This window comes from Rhodobium orientis, from assembly GCF_003258835.1.
Classification (GTDB): Bacteria; Pseudomonadota; Alphaproteobacteria; order Rhizobiales; family Rhodobiaceae; genus Rhodobium; species Rhodobium orientis.
In genome coordinates this window covers 1-22,197 of sequence record NZ_NPEV01000070.1, presented here as the reverse complement: position 1 = coordinate 22,197, position 22,197 = coordinate 1, and the positions used below count along the sequence as shown (strand labels likewise).

The following is a 22,197-nucleotide window of genomic DNA, read 5'->3' as shown; positions in this document are numbered from 1 at the left end:
GGCGGCGGTTTCGTACGAGGACACGAGCCGCGGCGCGCGCCGGCGGACGGGCATTCTTCAAGGGGACAAGGGATCATGCCGGAAAGCGTCTCCGCCTTCCTCAATTCGCCGATCATCGCCGACATCGTGCTTGCGGTCCTGATCGGCGAGACGCTGGCCGTGGCGCTGTTCCTGAAGGGTCGGCGGCCGCGGCTTGCCCGCTCCGTCGCCCTCAACGGGCTGTCCGGCGCGTTCATCCTCGTGGCCCTGAGGGTGCTGTGGAACGGTGGCGACGGCGTCTTTGTCGCCGTCTTCCTCGCCGCCTCGTTCGTCGCCCATCTCACCGATCTGGCGATGCGACTGCGGGAATGAATTGAGCCCGGCGGACCGGGCTCAAGACGTCGTGTCGTGACTTGCGGGGATCAGGACTGGCTTTCGAGCGCGCCGCCGTGCTTGTTCATCTGCCAGACCTGCCAGTTGAGCAGCGCGGCAGTGGAGACCCAGACCAGGTAGGGCGCGAACATCAGCGCCGCCCACATGGAGATCGGCCAGGAAAGCGCGATGAACAGCGCGACCATGACCCACAGCACCGAGACGTTGATCATGCCCCAGTCCATCCGGCGCTTGCCGAAGAACATCCACGACCAGGTGCCGTTGAGGAGGAGCTGGACGAACCAGACGACCATGACCAGGCTCGGTCCGGCCTCGTTCCAGACCATCCAGCCGGCCACCGCGATCAGCGCATAAAGCGGCGTCCAGACCACGGGAAAGACCCAGTTGGGCGGGTTCCAGCGCGGCTTGTCGAGCCGGGCGTACCAGTCGTCAGGCTTGAAATAGGCGCCGCTGGAGGCGGCCAGCATCACGAAGATGGCAAAGGGAATGAAATTGAGCATCGGGGGTCCTGCGCAGTCGGGGCGGAATCGGGAGACGGCGCGTCGGCGCCACGTCGGAACTATAACCTGTCAGCGGGTCGGCGGTTCCTGCGCGCGGCGCCAGGTCGCAGCCATTCGGGTAGGTAATTCGGCGTAGAGCGAAAGCGCCCGCCCCCTAGTCCTCGTCGGACGCGAAGCCGTAGCGCCGCAGCTTGCTGTAGAGCCCCTGGCGGCTGAGGCCGAGCACCTTGGCGGTCAGCGCCCGGTTGTTGCCGGTCAGTTGCAGGGCCGAGGCGATGCAGCTCTTTTCGATGGCGTCCATCTCGTCGCGGACAAGATCCTTCAGCGGCACCTTGCCGATCAGGTCCTCGACCGGCTCGCCGGTGCGGGCCATGACGGCATTGCGCTCGCTCGCCTTGGGGACGGCGCTCAGCTCGATCGGCTGGGCGCGCAGCGCGACGCTGCGGATGACGACGCCGAAACCGCCGCCATCGGGCATGGCGACGACGGACAACTCGACCTCGCTGGTCTGGCCGGACAGGCTGCGCAGCGTTGTCGGCAGCATCTTCAGGCGGCCATGGCCGCGCACATTGTCGAGGGTCACGCCGATATTGAACGCGGTGCCGTCGAAAAAGTCGCCGAGCGAGCGGCCGACGGCGGACTCAAGCTTGCCGCACTGGCTGAGGTCGAGGAAGGAATCGTTGGCCCACAGGACGGCGCCGGCATCGTCAGTGAGAACGATGGACTCGCTGGCGAGATGGATGAGCCGGGCAAGGCTGTGGTCGGCGATCGGTCCCGTGTTGGCCTCGACCGCCGCCTGAAGATGCACCAGATAGGTGGACGCATCGCGGGACTGGAAAAGGTTCGCCTTGACCCGGACCCTGCGGCCATCGGCAAGCCGGGCAGTGCCTTCGGACGCCGTGTCCGTGCCGAGGACGCCGGTCAGCAGCGACTGCAGGTCGGAGCGGTCCTCGCGGTCGAAGAAGGTGCCGAGCCTGCGGCCGAGCACGTTGCGGCCATCTTCCTTGAGAAGCTGCAGCGCCGCGCGGTTGGCCTCGCGGATGAGGCCGGACGACACGTCGACGATGAGCACGGCCTCCGAGGCGACCTGGAACACCATGCGGTACCGCGCCTCGTCCTGGCGCTGGCGCTCGAAGGTGCGCTCCATGGTCTGCTGGGACAGAAGCAGGCGCTCCTGCAGCGAGCGCAGCGGCGACAGGTTGCGGCCGAGCAGCACGACGTCGCCGTCGGCGTCCGTCGCGATCGCCGAATAGCGCACCAGGACCTGCTCGCCGCCGGGGACCGGATGGCGGATGTCGGCCATTGCCGGCAGGTCGTCGCCGGGAGCCAGGCGAATCAGATCGTCGACATGCTGACGGGAGTCGTCGCTGACCACCTCATGCAACGGCGATCCGCGCCAGGCTGCGGCGCCGATCTGGGCAAGGCTTTCTCCGTCACCGGCAACATCCTTGATGATGCCGTCGCGACCGACTATCAGGGCGATGTCGGACGCGTTTGCCACAAGAGCCCCGACGGTCTTCGGGTCGGCATTGGAGAAGAAGGCCGCTGGCTGCGAAAAGAGCGAGTTCACGAGCGTTCATCCGGGTTGACGTAAAACGGTTCTAATTTCCAATTAGCGCAGAGATTTCGTCATGACAACGTTTGTCAACGTTTTTTGACACTCTCTACTTGCAGGCCGTCCGAAGTTCGCGCCAAGGATTGTACACCGGCAGTCCTGTTTCAGATTAGATGGGAATTTGTTTAATGCTTTCAAGCTTAAATGCCAATGCGACCGTTTTCCCGAAAATCGACGGCCGTCTTGGGGTGCCAAAATGCCGCGGCGGGCAAATCGGAGGATGACGGGCAGATGACTGATGCGGTTGACGTAAATTCCGCCGTACGCAACGTTCTGCGGGACGAGACCTGGTCCCAGCACAAACAACTCCACCTGCACGCGAGTTTCCGCGCGCTGTTCAAGGGCACCCTGGAACGGGACGGCTATCGCACTCTTATACTTCGGCTTTATGGGTTCTACGTGCCGCTCGATGCGGCGATCGCCGACGCGCTGCAAGCCTGCGATTTCGATGGCGGAGACTACGCCTACCATCCGCGGGCGCCGCTCTTTGCCCGCGATCTTCTCGATCTCGGCCTTGACGACGACGCGCTTTGCAGAGCACCCCGCTCCCCCCAGGCAGGTGCAAAAATCTCGTCGAACACCCTCGGCGGCGTGCTATATGTCGTTGAAGGGTCAACGCATGGTGGCGGCGTCATCGACCGTGCCGCGCGCGACCTCCTCGGCGACGGCCCCCCGGACGGGCGCCGTTACTGGGACTGGTGCCGCACGCAAGGTGCGGATCGCTGGGAGATGACGAACCGATTGCTGTTGCGGCTGCAAGAAGCGGGGACGCCGCAGCAGGATCTGATAGAGGGCGCGCGTCAGACATTCCAGGCCATTGCGGACTGGCTGATGCCGCTCGACCGGCCCTCCCCGTCTGCCGGCCGGTCGACTGAGAGTCTTTCGTGAAGACGGGTACCATCGACCTCAACACCTGCGACCGGGAGCCGATCCACCTGATCGGCTCGGTGCAGCCGCACGGGGCCCTCATCGCCGTCGACAAGCAGACGCTGACCGTCGACTATGCCAGCCTCAACACCGACCAGTTTCTCGACATCGCCGCCGAAGACATCCTCGGCCGGCACCTCTCCGATGTCATCGGCGAGGCCAATGTGGAGGAGCTGTCACGCATGCAGCTCCTGCCGTCGACGCCGGAACTCCTGAAACCGTGGTTCCTGGCCTTCGAGCCGAACGGCGAGCCGCCGCGGCGGCTGGAATGCCTGGCCCATCGCAACGCCGGCAACATCATCCTGGAATTCGTCAATGCCTCGGAGAGCCCGGCGGCGGTCTGGGAAGAGGAGATCCTGCGCCAGCGCATCATCTCCGAACTGATCAAGCCGAACGCGCTCAACGAGCTGGCCAAGGTCAGCGCCGAGATCATCCGCGAGGTCACCGGCTTCGACCGCGTCATGATCTACCGGTTCGCGGAAGACAAGCACGGCGAGGTGATCGCCGAATCGACGACGCGCGAGGACAGCTTCCTCGGCCTGCATTACCCGGCCTCCGACATCCCGGACCCGGCGCGGCGCCATTTCACGCTCAACGTCATGCGGTCGATCCCGGACATCAACGCCGAGCCGGCGCCGATCGTCAAACGCGGCGGCGGCTTTGCCGATGCGGAGGCGGCGCAGCCGCTGGACCTGACCTACTCCAAGCTGCGCGGCGTCGCCCCGGTCCATATCGAATATCTCAACAACATGGGCGTGAAGGGCAGCCTGTCGATCTCGCTGATCACCAACAAGGAACTCTGGGGCCTGGTTGCCTGCCACAACTATTCGCCGCGCTACATCTCCTCCAGCCGGCTGCGCTTTGCCGAACTCCTCGGCGGCACGGTATCGGCGCTGCTGCAGAGCATTGAGAACACCAACCAGCTCAGGAAGAGCATCTCGGCGGAAAAGATCGCCTACACCATCGAACAGGACGCGCGCGGCGGCACCTCGCTTCTGGATATCCTGGACCAGCGCGCCCACACCTTGATGGAGGTGATGACCGCGACCGGCCTCGTCTTCGTGCGCCAGGGCAAGGTGGTCGAGCACGGCCAGGTGCCGGTGCCGCCGCTCGATTACCGCGCCATGAAGGCCCATGTGATCGACGGCATCGCGACCACCTCGCACCTGTCCGCCCTGCTCGACATGGACGACGAGCAGCGCCAGACGGCGGCCGGTGCCGCGCTCGTCGAGCTGTCGGAAGACGGGGCGGATTTCGTCGTCTTCCTGAGGCCGAATTTCGAGCAGACGATCAACTGGGCCGGCAAGCCGGAAAAGATCGAAAAGCGGCTTGAAGACGGCACCTTCCGCCTGTCGCCGCGCGGCTCGTTCGAGCTGTGGCGCGAGGAGCGGATCGGCAAGAGCCGGCCGTTCGACGCGCTCGACAGCGACGCGGTCCGGATCCTCCGCCGCGCTCTGTTTGCCGTCAACAGCCTGGAGCGCGCCCATGCGGCGCTGGAGGCCCAGCGCATCGCCGAGGCGGCCGAGACGCGGCTGCGCCACGAATTGCTGGACGTCGCCCGCACCACCTCCATGGGCGAGCTGGCTTCCGCGATCGCCCACGAGCTGAACCAGCCGCTCGCCGCCATCGCCAACTACGTCAATGCGTGCCGCCAGGAATTCCGCAACGCGGGCGTCGCGATCCCGGAACGGGCGGCGGAGCTGATCGACGAGGCGGTGACCGAATCCTCGCGTGCCGGCGACCTCGTCCGGCGGATGCGCAACTTCATCTCCGGCGGCCAGCTCAACGCCGACTACGTCGACATCAACGAGTCGATCAAGCAGGGCATCGACCTCGTGATGGTGTCCCAGGAGCTGCCGCGGCTGCGCCTGATCATGTTGCTCGACAAGAGCCTGCCGAAGATCTGGGCCGACCCTGTGCAGATCGGCCAGGTGGTGCTCAACCTGGCGCGCAACAGCATCGCCGCCATGGAGGGGCTGGAAAACCAGACGCTGACGTTGGAGACGCAACGGGTCGGCGACTATGTGGAAGTTTCCGTGAAGGATACCGGACGGGGTATCCCCAAGGAGCTTGAAAGCAATCTGTTCGAGCCGTTCCACGCGTCGACGACCAGCGGGATGGGCATCGGCCTGTCCTTGTGCCGGTCCATCGTCGAAGCCCATGCCGGACGGATCTGGGCGAAATCCGTCCCGGGCGGTGCGGAAGTGATCTTTAAACTGCCGGTAAGGGAGGGGACCGATGGTGGCACCGACTAGAGATTTCAGCATCTATGTGGTGGAAGACGACCCATCGGTCCTGAAATCCCTGTGCGCATTGCTCAATTCGCACGGCTACACGACCATTGCCTGCGATTCCTCGGAAAGCTTCCTGGAGGTGTACGACCCGGAGGTGGTCGCCTGCCTGGTGCTTGATCTGCGCATGCCCGGCATGAGCGGGCTGGAGCTGCAGGCCCACCTCAACTCGCTCGATGCCCACCTGCCGACCATCGTCGTCACCGGCCATGGCGACGTGCCGATCGCCGTGCAGGCGATGAAGGCCGGCGCCATCGAGTTCATCGAGAAGCCGGCGCAGGTCGAGCAACTGCTCGATGCGGTGGCCGTCGCCGGCGAGATTCTTGCCAACCGGCCGCCGCCGTCGGTGCCGGACGACTTGGTGCGCGAACGCATCGCCAAGCTGACGGAGCGCGAACGCGAGGTCCTCGACCACCTCGTGCTCGGCAAGCTCAACAAGGAGATCGCCCAGGAACTGGGCGTCAGCCAGCGCACCATCGAGATCCACCGTTCGCGCATCCGCGAAAAGATGCACGCCCGCGGCATTTCCGACCTCATCCGGATGATGCGCTGAACCTGTCGGCACGGCCGGCGGGCGGGGTGCAGACGGCTACCAGGCGTTTTCCAGTGCATCCGGCTCCCGCCACCCGAAAAAATTGCACGACCGGCACTGCTTCCGGTTGACAGGCGGCGACTGCCAGTAAAACATATATTCTGAATATATTTTTAGAACCGTCGAGGTTCCGGGCGCAGGCGAAAAGGTCGCTCTGCGGCGCATTTTCTTTGTCCGGCTCACAGAAAAACCGCGGAAAATACATGACCTTACGGCATTTCCCATGCGTCAGGGGGTCCTTGTGTTTTTACGTAGTGGCAAAACCGAAATAGAGTGTATTCAGCATTGCGTAATAGCCTTCCGTCATCGCGCACAACTGAACCGGGGGCTTCGCATTCGGTCGGTTGGGCCGAGCGGGAGGGTTCAACAGTGCAAGTTCTCGAAATGAAGAAGACAAACGGTGCGGACGGCATCCATCGGAAGCCGGCAGGTGGGGATCGCGAATTGACGCTCACTCTCAACACCGAAGAAACAGCCGCACTCGAAGGCTGGCGTCTTGCCAACAATATCGGCTCGCCGGACGAAGCGGCTCGCGAACTGCTGCGCCTCGGTCTCCTGTCGGAGATCTCCAAGGTCTATGGCCTTGTCTCGGCGATCCGTCATTCCGTCGACGACGAAGACGACTTCGCCTATCAGGCGCCGCCCACGTCGAACTGACATCTTTCTTGTCAGCCGCCCCGGCGCGAACGGGGCAAGGAAATCAGCCGGGACGATCCTCGCCCCGGCCGATTGGATATGTGTCAGGCGTTGCTGGCATCTCGCCCGGCCCGCATCCTTGCGGATCGGCCGATATTTACTGCCGATTGCCGCGGCGAAGGTGTCAGGTCTTGAGGCCTGCGACCGGCACGCACGGCGCATCCGTGCAGACATTGACCTCGATGGTGAGGTGGACGAGGTCGGTCATGTCCGCGAGCAAGGCCCTGTAGTGCTCCGGCGGACGCGGATAGTGCGTCACCAGCGAGACGATGGCCCCGTGGCCTTCGGGTCCGACCCGCCACAGGTGCAGATCGACGATCCGGTTGTCGGCATCGGCCTCGATCAATCCCCTCACCTTTTCGGCCTTTCCGCCGTCGACGGCGCTGTCGAGGAGGATCGCGCCGGTGTCGGTCAGCAGGGCGAAGGCCCAGCGCGTGATGACCACGGCGCCGACGATGCCCATGGCCGCATCCATCCAGTTCCATCCCCACAGCTTGCCGCAGATCAGGGCGACGATGGCCAGGATCGAAGTCAGGGCGTCGGCGAGAACGTGGAGATAGGCGGCCCTCAGATTGTGGTCCTTGTCGGCCCCATGATCATGGTCGTGGTCGTGGTGATGGTCGTGCCCGTGGTCATGGTGGGCGGCGTGGCCGTGATGGTGGTCATGGCCGTCGCCGCCGTGCAGGATCCAGGCGCTGGCGAGGTTGACGGCAAGACCGACGAAGGCGACAGCGATCGCTTCGTCGAAGGAGATGACCCGCGGCTCGATCAGCCGCAGGGCGGATTCCCAGACCATCAGCAGCGCGACGATGCCGAGGACGATGGCGCTGGTATAGCCGCCCAGCACCTCGACCTTGCCGACGCCGAAGGTGAAGCGGCGATCGGCGACGTGGCTGCGGGCGTAGCGATAGGCAAAAACCGAAATCCCCAGCGCCCCGGCATGGGTCGCCATGTGCCAGCCGTCGGCCAGGAGCGCCATGGAATTGAACGCCCAGCCGGCGGCGATCTCCACCACCATCATGGTGGCGGTGAGAACAACCACATAGAGCGTGCGCCGTTCGTTGGCCCGGCTCGCTTCCAGGTCGATGAAGGTGTGGCCGTGGCGCCAGGTGTCGAGCTGATGAATATGCATCTGCGTCAAATTCCGAATAGGGCTTTCGCCCCTATCATCGCACCGTCGCGGGAACCGGACAAATGCGCATCATGGCTGACCGGCCACGATGTCGCCCACACGCCGCCGCGGCCCGGTTAACCCTAAGAAACGGTTCATCTTCGGAACGGGAGCGGCCGCTGGTAGGTTGCCGAATTGCGACCCGCTCGCACATCCTTACCGGGAAAGCGCCGGCCGGCACATGCCGGATACCGGCGGTGAATTCGTTTCGACACCGAGGCACAATGAGCAGTTCGGAGGCCCTGAGGACAGCCCGCATCGCCGCAGCGCCCGCCGTTGCCGCGCCGCCGGCTGACGTCTCTGCCGAGCCCGCCGCGCTTTCCGACTCGCTCTTCACCCATCCGGCCTATCGCCGCGCGCACGGCATGGCGCCCTCTCTCATGTTCACCGTGGCCGGGCGGACGGCCTTGTTCTCTGGCCAGTCCGGCGCACCGACCTATCTCGGCCGGCTCGACCGGCTGACGGCCGGCGAGATCGACGCCCTTGCCGCGCGGGTCTTTGCCGAGACCGACGCACCCGCCGTCGTCTTCGAAGACATCGTCCTTGACGAGACCGGTCCGGCCGCAACGCGCTTTCACCAGCTGCGCTGCCGTTACCAGGCGAACTGGCGCCGGGCGATCGGGCCGGGCGAGAAATACCTGCCGGCCAAGAAGGCGAGCGACGTGCGCCGCCGGCTCAGGCGCTTCAAGGAAGAGATCGGCGATCCGCAGAGCGTTCGGCTGACCTTCGGCCGTGCCCGACCCGGCGACGTCGCGGCTGTCACCCGCTACAACCGGATCAAGGTCGAGACCTCCGGCCATCGCCACTACGCCGACGCGGCGGCCGAGGCGGCCCTGGAACGGCTTGCCGGCGAGATCGGCTATAGCTGCCTGCTGCATGTGGGCGAGGAGCTGATCGGCGGCACGATCGTCCTGGTCGCTGGCCGGGACGCCTATTTCTCCCTGATCGGCTACGACCTCGGCCATGCGAAGGTGGCGCCCGGCTTCCAGGTCTACATGCATGCGATCCGGGAGATCGAGCAATTCGGCTGCCGCAACGCCAATTTTTTGTGGGGCGACGGCGACTGGAAGGTCGGCCTCGGCGCGACCCGCGAACAGCTCACCACCGTGATCGTCCAGCGTGGGCCCGCTGCCCTCGCCTCCCCCGCCCATTGGCGCGGGGCCGGCCCCTATCTCGTCCGCCACGTCAAGGCGCGCCTCAAGCCCGTTGCGCGCCGGCTTGGCGTCTGGTCAGGGCCGAGCTAGGCGTTTCCTCAGGGCACTCTTCGCCCTTTCGAGCGGACGGCATCCCGGCCGTTGCATCCGCTCGTGCGGCCTCGCCCATACCACGCCAATCCTCGCCGTCATCGCGAGAAGGCCGTCAGGCCGACGCGGCGATCCAGGGCAGCGTGCTCGGAGCGTGGGGTCCTGGATTGCCGCGCTCGCTGCGCTCACTCGCAATGACGGCAAATATTACCGCACATCCGCCTTGCCGTAGTGGCGCTCGATGCGCGACTGGATCGCTTCGAAGGCCATGGAGATGATCCAGTAGACCACCGCCGCGGTGATCAGCATCTCCATGTGCTTGAACTCCGACTTTCCTTGCGTCCTGGCCAGGAACATCAGCTCCCAGACGCCCATGACGGAGACCAGAGATGAATCCTTCAGCATGGCGATGAACTGGTTGCCGGTCGGCGGCACGATGATCTTGATCGCCTGGGGCAGCACGATCTTGCGCATGATGAGGCCGCCGTGGAGCCCGAGGGCGCGGCCGGCCTCCGCCTGGCCCTTCGGCACCGCCTGGATGCCGGAGCGGAAGATCTCGGCCATATAGGCGCCGTAGCAGAGCGACAGGGCGATGATGCCGGCCGGCACCGCATCGATGATGAAGCCGAGCTGTGGCAGGCCGAGATAGATCAGGTAGACCTGCAGCAAGAGCGGCGTGCCGCGGAAGAACGAGATGTAGAAGGTGGCGATGCCGTAGGCGACGCCATTGCCGGACAGCTTGGCAAGCGCGCCGATCAACGCGATGACGCAGGAGATCGCGATCGCCACCAGCGAGATGTAGATCGTCGTGAAGGCGCCCTGGGTGATCAGGAAGGGCAGCCGGTTGAGGATGAAGCCGTAGCTGAGATTGAACGAGGCGAAGAACACCAGCGCCAGGACGATGAGCTGGATCCAGACGAGGATCACCTGGACGTTGAAGGCCAGGAACTTGAGGCCGACGACGTTCGCGGTGACGAGCGCGGCAAGGACCAGGGCGGCGGCGATGCGTGCGCTCCAGCCGGGGTCCGCCGCGGGCGCGATGAGCCTTGCCATGGTGCCGCTGCCGGTGTTGAGCAGGGCAAAGACGACGGCAAAGCCGAGGAACACCAGAACGGCCCGAACGAGGGTGGAATTGTCCACCCTCGTCGGGACTGAGTCATCGAATGACATGGGCCGTGACCGTCCGGCCGGTCACTGGGCTTTGGTCAGGTCGGCGTCGTACCACTTCATCGACAGCTCGGAGAGCGTGCCGTCTTCGTGCATCGCCTTGACGATCTCGGCGACCTTGGCGGAAAATTCCGGATCGCCCTTGTCGACGGCGACCGACAGCGGCTCGTAGAAGGCGGCCGGCTCGATGACCTTCAGCGGATAGCCGTTCTTGATCGCTTCCTTGATGGTCGGAAGGGCCGAGAACACGGCATCGAGACGGGCGCCGTCGCCGATCCGAAGGTCGTCGAAGGCGGTGGTGTCGGTGTCGTAGGTCTTGATCTCGCCGGGCGTCACCTTGTAGTCGAATTTCGGCGTGCCGACGGCATCGATGACGAGGTTCTTCTTCAGGTAGGCCTCATAGGTGCAGCCGCCGCAGGAGCCGATGACCTTGCCGTCGAGGTCTTCCATCTTGGTGGCGCTGCTGTCGTTGTGGACCGCGAAATTCGCCGGCGTGTAGTAGTAAATGGCCGGGAAGTCGAGCTTTTCGGCGCGGGCCTTGGTCGGCGTCATGGAACCGACGGAAATGTCCCAGCGGCCGCCCCAGTTGCCGGCCGTGATGATGTCCCAGGCCGGGGTGATGATCTCAAGCTCGACGCCGAGACGCTTGGCGATTTCCTTGGCGACGTCGATGTCGAAGCCGTCCATCTGGTTGTCGTTGTTGAGGAAGGACTGGGGCGGGTACTCCGGATCGGAGGACAGCACCAGCTTCTTGTTGCTCATGACCCGGTCGAGGGTCTCGCCGGCCATGGCCGAGGGCACGGAAAGCGCCGCGGCAATTGCGGCGGCAATACCCAACGAAATGATTTTCTTCACGTTATTCTCCTCTGTGCATCGAAGGTGGGGCCGTTCGTTCTTGGGTGTGCCGGATGTGCATGCGACATCCTGCCTGATGCGGCCCTTGGTGGCTGGCGTCCATTAAACGTTCATACGCCGCGAACATCAATCACGAATGGAGCGTTCCGAAAAACGGCCTCGGCAACGGCGTCGGCAACGCCCTCCGGTCCGTCCAGGACCGTGGCGCCAATGCCGTAAGCCTCGGCGACCTTTGCAAAATCCGGCGGTGACGGGCTGACGCCTTCCGGTGCAATGCCGCGGCTTTCCATGCAATATCTGATCTCCAGATAGCCGCCATTGTTCCAGACGACGACGATCACCGGCACGCCGCAGTCGGCGACCGTGCCGAGTTCGGCAAGGGTGAACTGCAGGCCGCCGTCGCCGGCAATCGCGACGACCGGGGCGCCGGGACGGCCGAGGGCGGCGCCGATGGCTGCCGGCAGGGCATAGCCGAGGGTGCCGAAGCCGACGGCGGAGTTGAACCAGTGGCCGCGGTTGCCGATCCCGAAGCCGAGATTGCCGGCATAGACGAGTTGGGTGGAGTCGCCGACGAACGCTGCCTCGGGGATCCGGTCGCGAATGGCGTCGAGCAAGGCGATGTGGGCGCGGTAATCCTCCGGCAGGGTCTCGCGCGCCGCCCGTATGGCGCCCGCGGCGCGCTCCGCACCGCCGGCCTTGCGCCCCTCCGGGCCGAGCGCGGCCCGGATCTGGCGCAGTGCCATCGCGGCATCGCCGACGAGGCCGATGTCGGGCTGAAAATTGCGCATGAGCTGTTCCGGATCAATGTCGACCCGCACCAGTTTCTTCGGCCGGCCGACCGGCCCGGCCTCGTCGATGTCGAAATCGGTCGGGCCGAATTCGGTGCCAAAGGCAAGAACCAGGTCGGACTCCTCGAGCAGATCGCGGACGCCTTCCATGCCGACGTTCAGCGGCACGGCGAGCGGATGGTCCTTCGGCAGGCAGGCGCGGGCATTGATGGTGCCGATCAGCGGGCAATCCAACGACTCCGCCAACGCCAGGGCATCGGCCGCGCCGCGCCGCGCGCCGCCGCCGATCAGGATCACGGGTGACGTTGCCGCGCGGCAGGCTTCCACGACGGCGGCCAGCCTTTGCGGGTCCGGCGCCGGTGGCCTCGCCTCGGGTTTCCTGTCCGGCAGGGCAACGTGGCCGGCATCGGCGCGCATCAGGCGGACCGGGATCTCGATCATTACCGGGCCCGGGCGGGCGCTCTCAAAGACCGCGAAGGCGCGGGCCATCACCTGGGGCAGCTCTTCCGGGGTCAGCACGGTGTGGGCGAAAGCCGCCACATGGTCGGCAAAGCCGCGCTGGTCCGGCATTTCGTGCAAATGGCCGTTGCCTGAGTCCATCTTGCCGGGGCTGTTGACGCCGGCGATCACCAGCATCGGGATGGAGTCGGCCTTGGCCTGCATCATCGCCGTCGCGATGTTGGCAAGGCCCGGGCCGCTGATCACCATTGCGACGCCCGGCTTGCCGGTGACCCGCGCATAGCCGTCGGCCATGAAACCGGCGCCCTGCTCGTGGCGCGGGGTGACGTGGCGGATCGGTGAGCCGGCAAGGCCGCGATAGAGTTCCGCGGTGTGGACGCCCGGAATGCCGAAGACGATCTCCGTGCCGTAGATTTCCAGAAGGCGGACGAGGGTTTCGCCGAGCGTTGCCATGGTTTTGTTCCCGGATTCGGTGACGATGTTCCGCGCGCGATGGGGCGGCCAAGAAGACCGCCGTTTCGCCGCGTCTTCAAGGGGAATGCGCGGTGCAAAGCGCCCGCAGGCTCAGGCGCCGGCCCTGCCTTCAGCGAAGGCGACGATGCGGCGCGAGGCTTCCGTCAACTCGGCTTCCGAGGCGGCAAAGGAGATGCGCACGAAGCCGGCGAGCGAGGCGCCGAAGGCGGTGGCGTCGAGCACCGAGACGGCCTTTTCCCGGTAGAGCTCGGCAACGAAGGTCGGCGCGTCGAGCCCGGTCTTGCGGATGTCGGCGATCAGGAACATGCCGGCCTCCGGCACCACCACGTCGATGAGGTCGCTTTTGCCCAATTCCGCAACGACGATGTCGCGGCGGCGGCGATAGATCTCCTGCATGCGGTCGGCCTCGCCGAGGGCCTCGGTCATGGCGGTGGCGCCGGCCTCCTGGATGAAGCCCGGCAGGCCGTAATTCATGCAGAGAGCCAGGTTGTGGACGTGGCCGACCAGCTCTTGCGGCGCGATCAGCCAGCCGCAGCGCCAACCCGTCATGGCGTGCGACTTGGAGACGCTGGAAACCGTGACGCTGCGCTGCTCCATGCCCTCAAGGGCGCCGATATGGCAGTGGTCGGCATCGAAGGTGAGGCCCGCATAGACCTCGTCGGAGACCACCCAGAGATCATTTTCGGTGGCGATGCGGGCGATGCCGGCGACCTCCTCCGGCGAAAAGACGATGCCGGTCGGGTTGTTCGGATTGGCAAAGAAGATCGCCCGCGTGCGCTCGGTGACGGCGGCCTCAAGGGCGGCGATGTCCGGCCGGAAACCAGTCGCCGGGTCTGACGGCACCCGCACGATGGTGGCGCCGGAGACCTTCAGCGTCGCCTCGTAGGTGACGTACATGGGATCGAAGACGAGCACCTCGTCGCCCGGCGACAACAGGCAGAGGGAGGCGGAAAACAGCGCGTTCTGGGCGCCGGCTGTGACGACGACGTTCTCCGGACCGGCCAATCGGCTGCTCTTTCTGGCGAATTCCTCGGCGATCGCCCGGCGTAGGCGGTCGCGGCCGATGATGGCCGTATAGTGGGTGTCGCCGGCCTTGAGCGCGGCGACGGCGCTCTCCACGATCGGCGCGGGCGTGGCGAAGTCGGGATCGCCGACGCTCATGACGATGACGTCGCGGCCTGCCGCCTGGTCGGCGACGGCGCGCATGTGGATGTCCCAGACCGACGTCGTCTCGCCGGCCAGTCCGTCGACCCGGCGCGCGAAATGTTGCCCGTGATATGTCTGATCCATCGTGCGGCCCGCCTTTGCTGAACGTCTGTTCAATTACCGCGTTTGCCAGCGCGAGATCAAGGCGGTAGCGTCTCCTCCCCCTCAGCCAGGGCTCCCCGGGGGTCCCTTGAGCAAGGAAGGATCGCCATGTCCGACCGGCCGAGCTTTCAGCGCCATTCCGTGGCCGAGCGAAAGAGGCTGCTGGTCGAGGCGGTGGTCGAGTGCTTCGCCAAGGGCGGCGCCGACAATCTGTCGATTCGCGCGATCAGCAAGGCGGCCGGCGTCTCGGTCGGCCTGATCAACCATCACTACGCCAACAAGGACGCGCTGATCGCCGAGACCTACCGGACGGTGGTCGCCGAACAGCAGCAGCTCATCGAACGGGAGGTGCTGGTCATTCCGGCCACGGAGCCGCGCCGGCGACTCGACGCCTTCATCGCGACGACCTTTTCCGACCGGGTCCTCGATCCCGGCCTGCTGATGATCTGGGTGCACTTCTGGCGCGGCACGGAACGGTCGGAGGCGATGCGCCGCATCCACGACGAGTCGCACGGCGAGACACTGCAACTTCTTGCCGACCTCTTCCGCCAACTGCTTCCAGACACAGGGAAAAGCGGATTCGATCCGCGCATCGCCGCCGTCGGCCTTGCCGCCATGATGGACGGGCTTTGGCTGGAATGGTCCTTGAATCCCGCCAATTTCACGCCGAAGGAAGCCGTGCGGCTCTGTCAGCATTGGGTCGATTCTCTGCTTGTATAACAACAAAAAGATTCACCCTGAAATGTATACAATGTAATCTTTTTCTTCATTCTATCTTATGAATTGCATGACTATTGACGCAATATTCATTCAGTCATTTATACAATCCAAAAATTGAAAAATTTCTGCGATTCGCCCTTGAAATTATCTTCAAAACAGCAAAAACAGGATTAGCGTGACTTTTGGGAACCCCCAGAGTTGCAGGTATTTTTTCTATCGGAAATAATCGCAAATGGCCTATCCGGCGAAACAGCAGACTGAAGACGCCCGGCCCCTTGGTGCATCGGAGGCGGGAAGCGCGCAAAAGGCGACGCCCGACAGGGTCGTCGACGACCGCAGCCTGGCCCTTCTCCTGGAAAACTATACCGGGCTCGCCGGGAACCACATTTCAAAGACCGCGCGCCTTTACGAGGCCTGCCTGCGGTTGATCGAAAAGGGCCACTGGGCGCCGGGAGACAGGCTTCCGTCCGAAGCGCTCCTGACCGAACACATGCCGGTCGGGCTGGCCACGGTACAGGCGGCCTTCCGCCGCCTGGTTGCCGACGGCCTGGTGATCCGCAAGCGCAAGCTCGGCAGCTTCATCGCCCAGCCGGCCGGCGAGCAGGCCGAAGACCTCGACCTGTTCTTCATCGACGACGACGGCAAGGGCATCATCGCCTTTACGGATCTCGACGTCGCCGCCGAACAGATCACCGACAGGGGGCCCTGGACGAAATTTCTGGGAGCGCAGCCGCACTACCTGAAGATCCGCCGGGTGAGCGACATCGGCGGCAACTTCCTCATCGTCAGCAACACCTATATCGCCCATCCGAAGGTCCAGACGCTGGCCCGCACGGCTCCCGACGAGCTCAGGAACGTCAGCTTCCGCTGGTTCCTGCACCAGCGCTTCGGCCTGCCGTCGGTGCGCTCCGAACGGGTCGTCGGCTTTGCCCATCTCGACCCGGAAACGGCGGCAACGCTGCAGCGCCCCGTCAACTCGACGGCGCTGTTGCTGCAGACCCGCGAGTTCTCGCTGCGCGAGGCGCCGCTGTTCTATTCGGAAATGATCGTGCCGGAAAACGGCACCGGGCTCTGCGTTTCCGGCAACCGGCGCCTGCTCGATGCGCGCCAGACCGCAGAGCCGCAATGGTGCCGGCGGGACTGAGGCGACTCAGAGCCCGAGATAGGCGGCGCGGAGCCGGTCGTCCGCCATCAGCTCCGCGCCGCGGCCCTCCAGGACGATGCGGCCGTTCTCCATGACATAGGCGCGGTCGGAGCGCGCCAGGCATTCCTCGACATTCTGTTCCACCAGCAGGATCGTCCGGCCCTCGCGGTGCAGCCAGCCGACGATCTCGAACATCTCGTCGGCAAGGTTCGGCGCCAGCCCGAGCGAGGGCTCGTCGAGCATGACGAGGTCCGGCTCGCCCATCAGGCAGCGGCCGATCGCCAGCATCTGCTGCTCGCCGCCGGAAAGAGTTCCGGCCTTCTGACGCCGGCGCTCGGCAAGCCGCGGAAACATCTCAAAGACATCGGCCATGTTCTGCCGGCGACGCGCGCGGGTGCGCCGGAGCGAGCCGCCGATGTCGAGGTTTTCGGCAACCGTCAGCGAGGGAAAGATCAGCCGCCCTTCCGGCACCTGGAGGATGCCGAGCTCGCAGATATCGGCCGGATCGAGGCCATCGATCCGGCGCCCCCGATAGAGGATCTCGCCGCGGGTCGGCTTCAACATGCCGGCGATGGTGCGAATCAGCGTCGTCTTGCCGGCGCCGTTGGCGCCGATGACGGAGACGAAGGAGCCGGCCTCTATGGTCAGCGATACGCCCGCCAGCGCCTGAGCATCGCCATAGTGGCCGTCGAGGGCCGAGACCTGCAGCGCCGGCCGGCTCATTGCGCACCCCTTCGGCCGAGATAATTGTCGATGACGGTCCGATTGGCGGCGATGTCGGCGGGCGTGCCTTCGGCGATCTTTTCGCCGTGGTGCATGACGACGATGCGATCGGCGAGCGACATCACCACCCGCATGACATGTTCGATGAGGAGGATCGTCAGCCCCTCGGCGCGCAGGTCCTGCAGGAGCGCGACGATGCGGTCGGCCTCGGCCGGCCTCAGGCTCGCCATCACCTCGTCGAGCAGCAGCAGCCGCGGCGCGGTGGACAGCGCACGGGCAAGCTCCAGCATCTTGCGCTCCGGCAGGGTCAGGAGGCCGGCAGGGCTCTCCGCCTTGTCCTCCAACCCGGCCCGCTCCAGCGCCCGGTACGCCTCTCCGCGTGCGTCGGCCATGGCAAGGCCGCGGGCGAGCGGGCCGATGAGGGCGTTTTCCAGCACCGTCATGCCGGCCATCGGGCGCATGATCTGGAAGGTTCGGGCAAGGCCGCGCGCGGCCATTTCCTCCGGCGGCTGGTTGGTGACGTCGATGCCATCGAGCCGCACGGTGCCGGCGCTCGGCCGCATGGCGCCGGCGACGATGTTGAAGCAGGTGGTCTTGCCTGCACCGTTCGGCCCGACATGGGCGACGATCTCGCCCTTTGCGACGCCGAAATCGATTCCGCGCACAGCCTTCACGCTGCCGAACCATTTGGTCAGGCCGTGGACCGCCAGCAGCATCAGCGGTCCCTCCGCAGCGGCTGGGCGAGCCGCACCAGGCGCGGCCAGATGCCCTCCGGCATGTAGAGGATGACGCCGAGCACGGTGAGGCCGTAGATCAGCGTGCTGAGGCCGTAGACGCCGGCCGTCTGGCCGAGATCGCGGGAAAATTCCAGCACCAGCACGACGAAGACGGCACCGACGAAGGGTCCGAACAGGGTGCCGAGGCCGCCGATGATCGGCGCCAGGATGATCTGGATCGACATCTGCATGCCCATCAGCGTGTTCGGAAAGAGGCTGCCGTTCATCAGGGCAAAGGCGCCGCCGCCGCAGGCGGTCATCGCCGCGCTGACGGCGACCACCAGCACCTTCAGGCGGAACGACCTGACGCCGAGTGCCCTTGCGGCGTCCTCGTCCTCGCGGATGGCGCTCCAGAACATGCCGATGCGGCCGCGCACCAGCCGCGCCGAGACGATGAGGCCGACAAGGAACAGGACGAAGAAGAGGTAGTAGAAGTGGTCCGCGCCGCCGCGAAGGCTGAGAAGCGGGACGTTATCTTCCGGCACCACGCGCAGGAAATAGCCGCCGGTGCCGCCGATCAGCGGCCAGTTGCTGAAGAGGATGCGGAAGAACTCGGCAAAGGCGATGGTCAGAAGCGCGAAATAGACGCCGCGGACGGAAAACCGGAAGCCGAGCCAGGCAATGCCGGCGCCGACCATGGCGGCAACGAGGGCGCCGGCCGGAATGCCTATCCAGGGCGTCATGCCATAGTCCTGAAGGAGCACGGCGGTGGTGTAACCGCCAATGCCGAGAAAGAGGGCGTGGCCGAGGGAGAGCAGGCCCACATGGCCCATCATCAGGTTCCAGGCCTGGCCGACGAAGGCAAAGAAGAGGACCAGCGTGAGGACAGCGACCCAGGCATCGTCGAGGAGATGGGGCACCAGGAACAGCGCGCAGAAGAAGGCGGTCGCCGCAACGACGCCGCGCGGCCGGCCGGTCCTCTTTCGCTCGCGCCGCACCATCAGCGTGCCTCCCGGCCGCCGAAGAGGCCGGCGGGCCGCAACAGCAGGACGGCGATGAGGAGGCCGTAGGAGAACATCGACTTCATCGCCGGATTGATGAGCAGCGCGGCAAAGCCCTCGGCGACACCGATGAGGAGCCCGCCAATGAGCGCGCCGGTGAGGCTGCCGAGGCCGCCGATAATGACGATGATGAAGGCAAGAAGGGTGAATTCCGGGGCCAGAAACGGCTGGGCGTCGAACAGCGGCGAGACCAGCGCCCCGGCGGCCCCGGCGCAAGCCAAGCCGATGCCGGCAGTGACGGCATAGACGCGCCCGGACCGGATGCCGACCACCTCGGCGCCGAGCGGATTGTCGGCGGCGGCGCGGATCGCCCTTCCGATGAAGGTGAAGCGCAGGAAGGCGACAAGGGCGAGGATCATGACGAGTGCCGTCGCCGCCGCCTGGACCCGCGCGGCATCGAGCCTGAGGCCGCCGACGCTGTAGGTCTGAAAGCTGATCGGCGCCATGACGGAGCGCGCGTCCGGGCCCATCAGCATCAGGTGCAGGCCGGTGATGACGAGGGCAAAGGCGATGAACAGGATGAACTGGCTGTGCTGGGGTCGGCCGACGAAGCGGCTGACGACCGTTACCTGCAGAAAGACGCCGAGACCGAAGAGGACGACGGCAGCGATGAGGGCTGCCGGAATGGCCGGAATGGCGAACAGGGTCCACAGGGCATAGCCGAGATACATGCCCATGACGACCATCTCGCCATGGGCGAAATTCACCACCCGCATGACGCCGAAGATGATCGTCAGGCCGATGGCGATGAGGGCGTAGACGGTGCCGATGAGGAGCCCGCCGGCAGCGACTTTCAGATAGAGTTCGACCATCAGGTGCCCTCCGGGATGCGTTCCGGCCCCTCAGCGCTCGGCAAAGGGCGTCATCGGGAAGACCGGCTTTGCGACCGCGATCTCGGCCGGGCCGACGACCTTCGGCGTGCCGCCCTGGTTCTGTAAGAGGACGCCGCCGATATTGGGGTTCTGCCCGGTCTCGTCGAAGGTGATCGGACCGCCATACATGATGTGGTCCTGAAGGTTCGTCGCCCTCAGCGCCGCCTGCAGCGCCCCAGGCTCGCCGGAGCCGGCCCTTGCGATGGCATCGGCGACGATTTCCACCGCCTCGTAGGAAAAGCCCACATTGAGTTCGAAGCGCTGGTCCGGATAGGCCTCGGCAAAGGCGGCGATCGCCCGTCTGGTCTTGACCCTGGTCGGATCGTACCAGGGCACGCAGTCCATATACTCGTCGCCATATTTGCCGGTGGCGTCGGTGAAGGCCTTCTCGTAGGGACCCGGGCTGCCGGGACCGATGACGCCGAAGAGTTCCACGTTCTGCTTGACCAGTTCGCGCACGATCAGGATGGCGTCGTTGACGCGGGTCACGGGCATCAGGATGTCCGGTTTTGCCGCCTTCGCCCGGCCGATCTCCACCGACATGTCCTTTGCCAAGCGGGAATAGGAGATGGTGTCGACGATCTCGATCGGCACATTGAGTTTTTGCCAGAGGATGTCGACGCCCTTGGCGACCGCATGGCCGAAGGTGTCGTTGACGTGCATCAGCACCGCGGTCTTCGGGGAGACGCCGGTCAGCGACGACAGTTCCTTGATGCGGGCAACGGCGTTGTAGACGAGCGTCGCGCCGGGCGTGAAATTGCGAAAGACGTATTTGAAGCCCTGGCTGGTGATCTGCGGCGCGGCGGCAATGTTGACGACCAGCGGCACCTTGGCGGCCTCGGCGGCCTGGGCTGCGGAAATGGTGGTGCCGGAATCGAAGGCGCCGATCAGCACCGAGCAACCCTCGCGGATGAGCTTTTCGGCGGCGACGCGGCCCTGCTCGGCCTTCGATTCGGTGTCCACATGGAGGATTTCCACGGCGGGCGCGCCGTTCTCCGCCATCATCTTGGCGCCGAGGTCGATGCCGCGCCGGCAGGCCTGGCCGAGGAAGGCGAGAACGCCCGAGGTCGGCAGCAGCACGCCGACCTTGACCGGAGTTCCGGCGGCGCGGACATGGCGCAGCGGCGTGATCGACAGGGCGGCGCCGGCGGTGGCTCCCTTCAGGATGGTGCGGCGGTCGACTGCCGGATTGCAGGTCATCGGTACTCTCCTCCCTCACGCGACGCGGTGCGGCTTCTTTGAACCGTCTGATTGAATACGCCGAACTATACGCGCGCTACTTTTCCCGATTGCGACCGCCCCGTCACCCCCGAAAATTGCAGATCTTCGATATGCGGCAGGTGATCCCCGGATCATTTCATTTGTCGAAAAGCGGCAAATGTCGTACCGGCACGGGCAACGGAGATTGCCTTCAGGAAAGGAGTTGCCCGATGGGGTTTCGCGGAGTTCTGGTCCCGGTGCTGACGCCGTTCAAGGCGGACCTGTCGCCCGATGCCGGGCGGTTCCTCGCCCTTTGCCGGCACCTCCTTGCAGAGGGCGCGGCGGGACTTGCCGTCTTCGGCACCACCAGCGAGGCGAACTCGCTGTCGGCGGGCGAGCGCAAGGCGCTCCTGGAAATGCTGGTGGAGAACGGTATCGGCGCGGACAAGCTGATGCCGGGGACGGGTGCCTGCTCGATCACCGAAGCGAGCGAGCTTGCCGGCCATGCGGCCGGGCTCGGCTGCGGCGGCGTCCTGATGCTGCCGCCCTTCTACTACAAGGGCGTTCCGGACGACGGCGTCTTTGCGTTCGTCGACACGGTGATTTCGCGGGTCGGTTCGGACAGACTGAAGGTCTATCTCTACCACATCCCGCCGGTCGCCCAGGTCGGCTATTCGCTCGACGTGGTCGGGCGGCTCGTCAGCGCGCACCCCGAGACCGTCGTCGGCCTCAAGGACAGCTCCGGCGACTGGTCGAACACCGCGGCGCTGCTCGATGCCTATCCGCAGCTTGAGATTTTTCCGGGGTCCGAAGTGTTCCTGCTCGATGGCCTGAGGAAAGGCGGCGCGGGGTGCATCACCGCCACCGGCAACGTCGCCGTGCCCTCCATCAAGGCGGTGTTCGACGGCTTCGAGGGACCGGACGCGGACGAGAAGCAGGCGAAGGTGACGGCGGTGCGCAGGCGCTTCCAGGAGACGGGGCCGATGGTGCCGGTGCTGAAGGCCTATATCGCGCGAAAATCGGGCGATGCCGATTGGACCACCGTGCGCCCGCCGATGGTCGCGGCCGATAGCGATGCGGTCGCCGCGCTCGATGCGGACCTTGAAGCGATGGGGTTTTCGTACACGGCGCCTCGCGGATAAGGATCGGACGCCCGTTCACGGGAAGTCGTTTCGGTTGTTCTCCGGCATTCCAACCCCTCTCATGCGTCATTGCCGGGCTCGACCCACTACTGTCCGGTTTAGATTGGGGCGAGGTCGAGGGACATCTGGTTGGGGTTGGTTGGCGGCGGTTTTGGCTGTG

Annotated in this window: 21 protein-coding genes; 9 read left to right on the top strand and 12 right to left on the bottom strand. The window is 65.4% G+C overall.

Features of this window, described 5'->3' with window-relative positions; all coding sequences use genetic code 11:
- The first annotated feature begins 75 nt into the window (after positions 1–75).
- Positions 76–351, top strand: a complete 276-nt coding sequence (locus tag CH339_RS21680) for a hypothetical protein (RefSeq protein WP_111436500.1) — start codon at positions 76–78, stop codon at positions 349–351.
- Between the two features lie 50 nt (positions 352–401).
- Here CH339_RS21680 and CH339_RS21675 read toward each other — a convergent pair whose 3' ends face one another.
- Positions 402–872, bottom strand: a complete 471-nt coding sequence (locus CH339_RS21675) for a TspO/MBR family protein (protein ID WP_111436499.1) — start codon at positions 870–872, stop codon at positions 402–404.
- Between the two features lie 154 nt (positions 873–1,026).
- Complete coding sequence (gene ppsR, locus CH339_RS21670) at positions 1,027–2,442, bottom strand: transcriptional regulator PpsR (RefSeq protein ID WP_111436498.1); 1,416 nt, start codon at positions 2,440–2,442, stop codon at positions 1,027–1,029.
- A gap of 276 nt (positions 2,443–2,718) precedes the next feature.
- Between ppsR and CH339_RS21665 the strand changes: the two genes are divergently transcribed.
- From CH339_RS21665 to CH339_RS21650, 4 genes are all read left to right on the top strand, one after another.
- Positions 2,719–3,375: a biliverdin-producing heme oxygenase gene (locus CH339_RS21665; RefSeq protein ID WP_170138615.1), complete on the top strand. Its 657-nt coding sequence runs from the start codon at positions 2,719–2,721 to the stop codon at positions 3,373–3,375.
- Positions 3,372–5,669 (top strand): ATP-binding protein, encoded by a 2,298-nt coding sequence (locus CH339_RS21660; RefSeq protein WP_111436496.1) that lies wholly within the window; start codon positions 3,372–3,374, stop codon positions 5,667–5,669. Before CH339_RS21665 ends, CH339_RS21660 begins: the two co-directional genes overlap by 4 nt.
- The gene (locus CH339_RS21655; RefSeq protein ID WP_111436495.1) at positions 5,653–6,258 is read left to right on the top strand and encodes a response regulator transcription factor; all 606 of its coding nucleotides are present in this window, start codon (positions 5,653–5,655) and stop codon (positions 6,256–6,258) included. The genes CH339_RS21660 and CH339_RS21655 overlap by 17 nt, the downstream gene beginning before the upstream one ends.
- Before the next feature lie 408 nt (positions 6,259–6,666).
- On the top strand, positions 6,667–6,954 hold the full coding sequence (locus CH339_RS21650) for a hypothetical protein (protein WP_146610275.1): 288 nt from the start codon (positions 6,667–6,669) through the stop codon (positions 6,952–6,954).
- Positions 6,955–7,117: 163 nt separating this feature from the next.
- Here CH339_RS21650 and dmeF read toward each other — a convergent pair whose 3' ends face one another.
- Entirely contained in the window at positions 7,118–8,125 is a 1,008-nt protein-coding gene (gene dmeF, locus CH339_RS21645; protein WP_111436493.1) for a CDF family Co(II)/Ni(II) efflux transporter DmeF, read from the bottom strand.
- A 263-nt stretch (positions 8,126–8,388) separates the two neighbouring features.
- Here dmeF and CH339_RS21640 point away from each other — a divergent pair, with 263 nt between their 5' ends.
- Positions 8,389–9,408: a GNAT family N-acetyltransferase gene (locus CH339_RS21640; protein ID WP_111436492.1), complete on the top strand. Its 1,020-nt coding sequence runs from the start codon at positions 8,389–8,391 to the stop codon at positions 9,406–9,408.
- Positions 9,409–9,615: 207 nt separating this feature from the next.
- Here the strand turns inward: CH339_RS21640 and CH339_RS21635 are convergent, their stop codons facing one another.
- The 4 genes from CH339_RS21635 to CH339_RS21620 form a co-directional block, all read right to left on the bottom strand.
- Positions 9,616–10,578, bottom strand: coding sequence for an amino acid ABC transporter permease (locus CH339_RS21635; protein ID WP_111436491.1), 963 nt, complete (start codon positions 10,576–10,578; stop codon positions 9,616–9,618).
- Between the two features lie 21 nt (positions 10,579–10,599).
- Positions 10,600–11,430 carry a transporter substrate-binding domain-containing protein gene (locus CH339_RS21630; protein ID WP_420825908.1) on the bottom strand — a complete coding sequence of 277 codons (831 nt, stop codon included), beginning with the start codon at positions 11,428–11,430 and terminating at the stop codon, positions 10,600–10,602.
- A gap of 110 nt (positions 11,431–11,540) precedes the next feature.
- Entirely contained in the window at positions 11,541–13,130 is a 1,590-nt protein-coding gene (locus tag CH339_RS21625) for a 5-guanidino-2-oxopentanoate decarboxylase (protein WP_111436490.1), read from the bottom strand.
- A gap of 111 nt (positions 13,131–13,241) precedes the next feature.
- Entirely contained in the window at positions 13,242–14,441 is a 1,200-nt protein-coding gene (locus CH339_RS21620; protein ID WP_111436489.1) for a pyridoxal phosphate-dependent aminotransferase, read from the bottom strand.
- Between the two features lie 126 nt (positions 14,442–14,567).
- On the opposite strand from CH339_RS21620, the gene CH339_RS21615 reads away from it, so the two are divergent.
- Positions 14,568–15,179 (top strand): TetR family transcriptional regulator C-terminal domain-containing protein, encoded by a 612-nt coding sequence (locus CH339_RS21615; RefSeq protein ID WP_111436488.1) that lies wholly within the window; start codon positions 14,568–14,570, stop codon positions 15,177–15,179.
- Positions 15,180–15,411: 232 nt separating this feature from the next.
- Positions 15,412–16,323 (top strand): GntR family transcriptional regulator, encoded by a 912-nt coding sequence (locus CH339_RS21610; RefSeq protein WP_111436487.1) that lies wholly within the window; start codon positions 15,412–15,414, stop codon positions 16,321–16,323.
- A 6-nt stretch (positions 16,324–16,329) separates the two neighbouring features.
- Here the strand turns inward: CH339_RS21610 and CH339_RS21605 are convergent, their stop codons facing one another.
- Genes CH339_RS21605 through CH339_RS21585 form a run of 5 tightly spaced genes read right to left on the bottom strand, consistent with a single transcriptional unit; the run spans position 16,330 to position 20,895 of the window.
- On the bottom strand, positions 16,330–17,046 hold the full coding sequence (locus CH339_RS21605) for an ABC transporter ATP-binding protein (protein WP_111436486.1): 717 nt from the start codon (positions 17,044–17,046) through the stop codon (positions 16,330–16,332).
- Positions 17,043–17,762, bottom strand: a complete 720-nt coding sequence (locus CH339_RS21600; RefSeq protein ID WP_111436485.1) for an ABC transporter ATP-binding protein — start codon at positions 17,760–17,762, stop codon at positions 17,043–17,045. The genes CH339_RS21605 and CH339_RS21600 overlap by 4 nt, the downstream gene beginning before the upstream one ends.
- Positions 17,762–18,763, bottom strand: coding sequence for a branched-chain amino acid ABC transporter permease (locus CH339_RS21595; protein ID WP_111436484.1), 1,002 nt, complete (start codon positions 18,761–18,763; stop codon positions 17,762–17,764). Before CH339_RS21595 ends, CH339_RS21600 begins: the two co-directional genes overlap by 1 nt.
- Positions 18,763–19,635 (bottom strand): branched-chain amino acid ABC transporter permease, encoded by an 873-nt coding sequence (locus CH339_RS21590; protein ID WP_111436483.1) that lies wholly within the window; start codon positions 19,633–19,635, stop codon positions 18,763–18,765. The genes CH339_RS21595 and CH339_RS21590 overlap by 1 nt, the downstream gene beginning before the upstream one ends.
- Positions 19,636–19,665: 30 nt before the next feature.
- Positions 19,666–20,895 (bottom strand): ABC transporter substrate-binding protein, encoded by a 1,230-nt coding sequence (locus CH339_RS21585; protein ID WP_201241047.1) that lies wholly within the window; start codon positions 20,893–20,895, stop codon positions 19,666–19,668.
- A 230-nt stretch (positions 20,896–21,125) separates the two neighbouring features.
- Here CH339_RS21585 and CH339_RS21580 point away from each other — a divergent pair, with 230 nt between their 5' ends.
- Positions 21,126–22,037, top strand: coding sequence for a dihydrodipicolinate synthase family protein (locus CH339_RS21580; protein ID WP_111436482.1), 912 nt, complete (start codon positions 21,126–21,128; stop codon positions 22,035–22,037).
- Positions 22,038–22,197 lie beyond the last annotated feature (160 nt).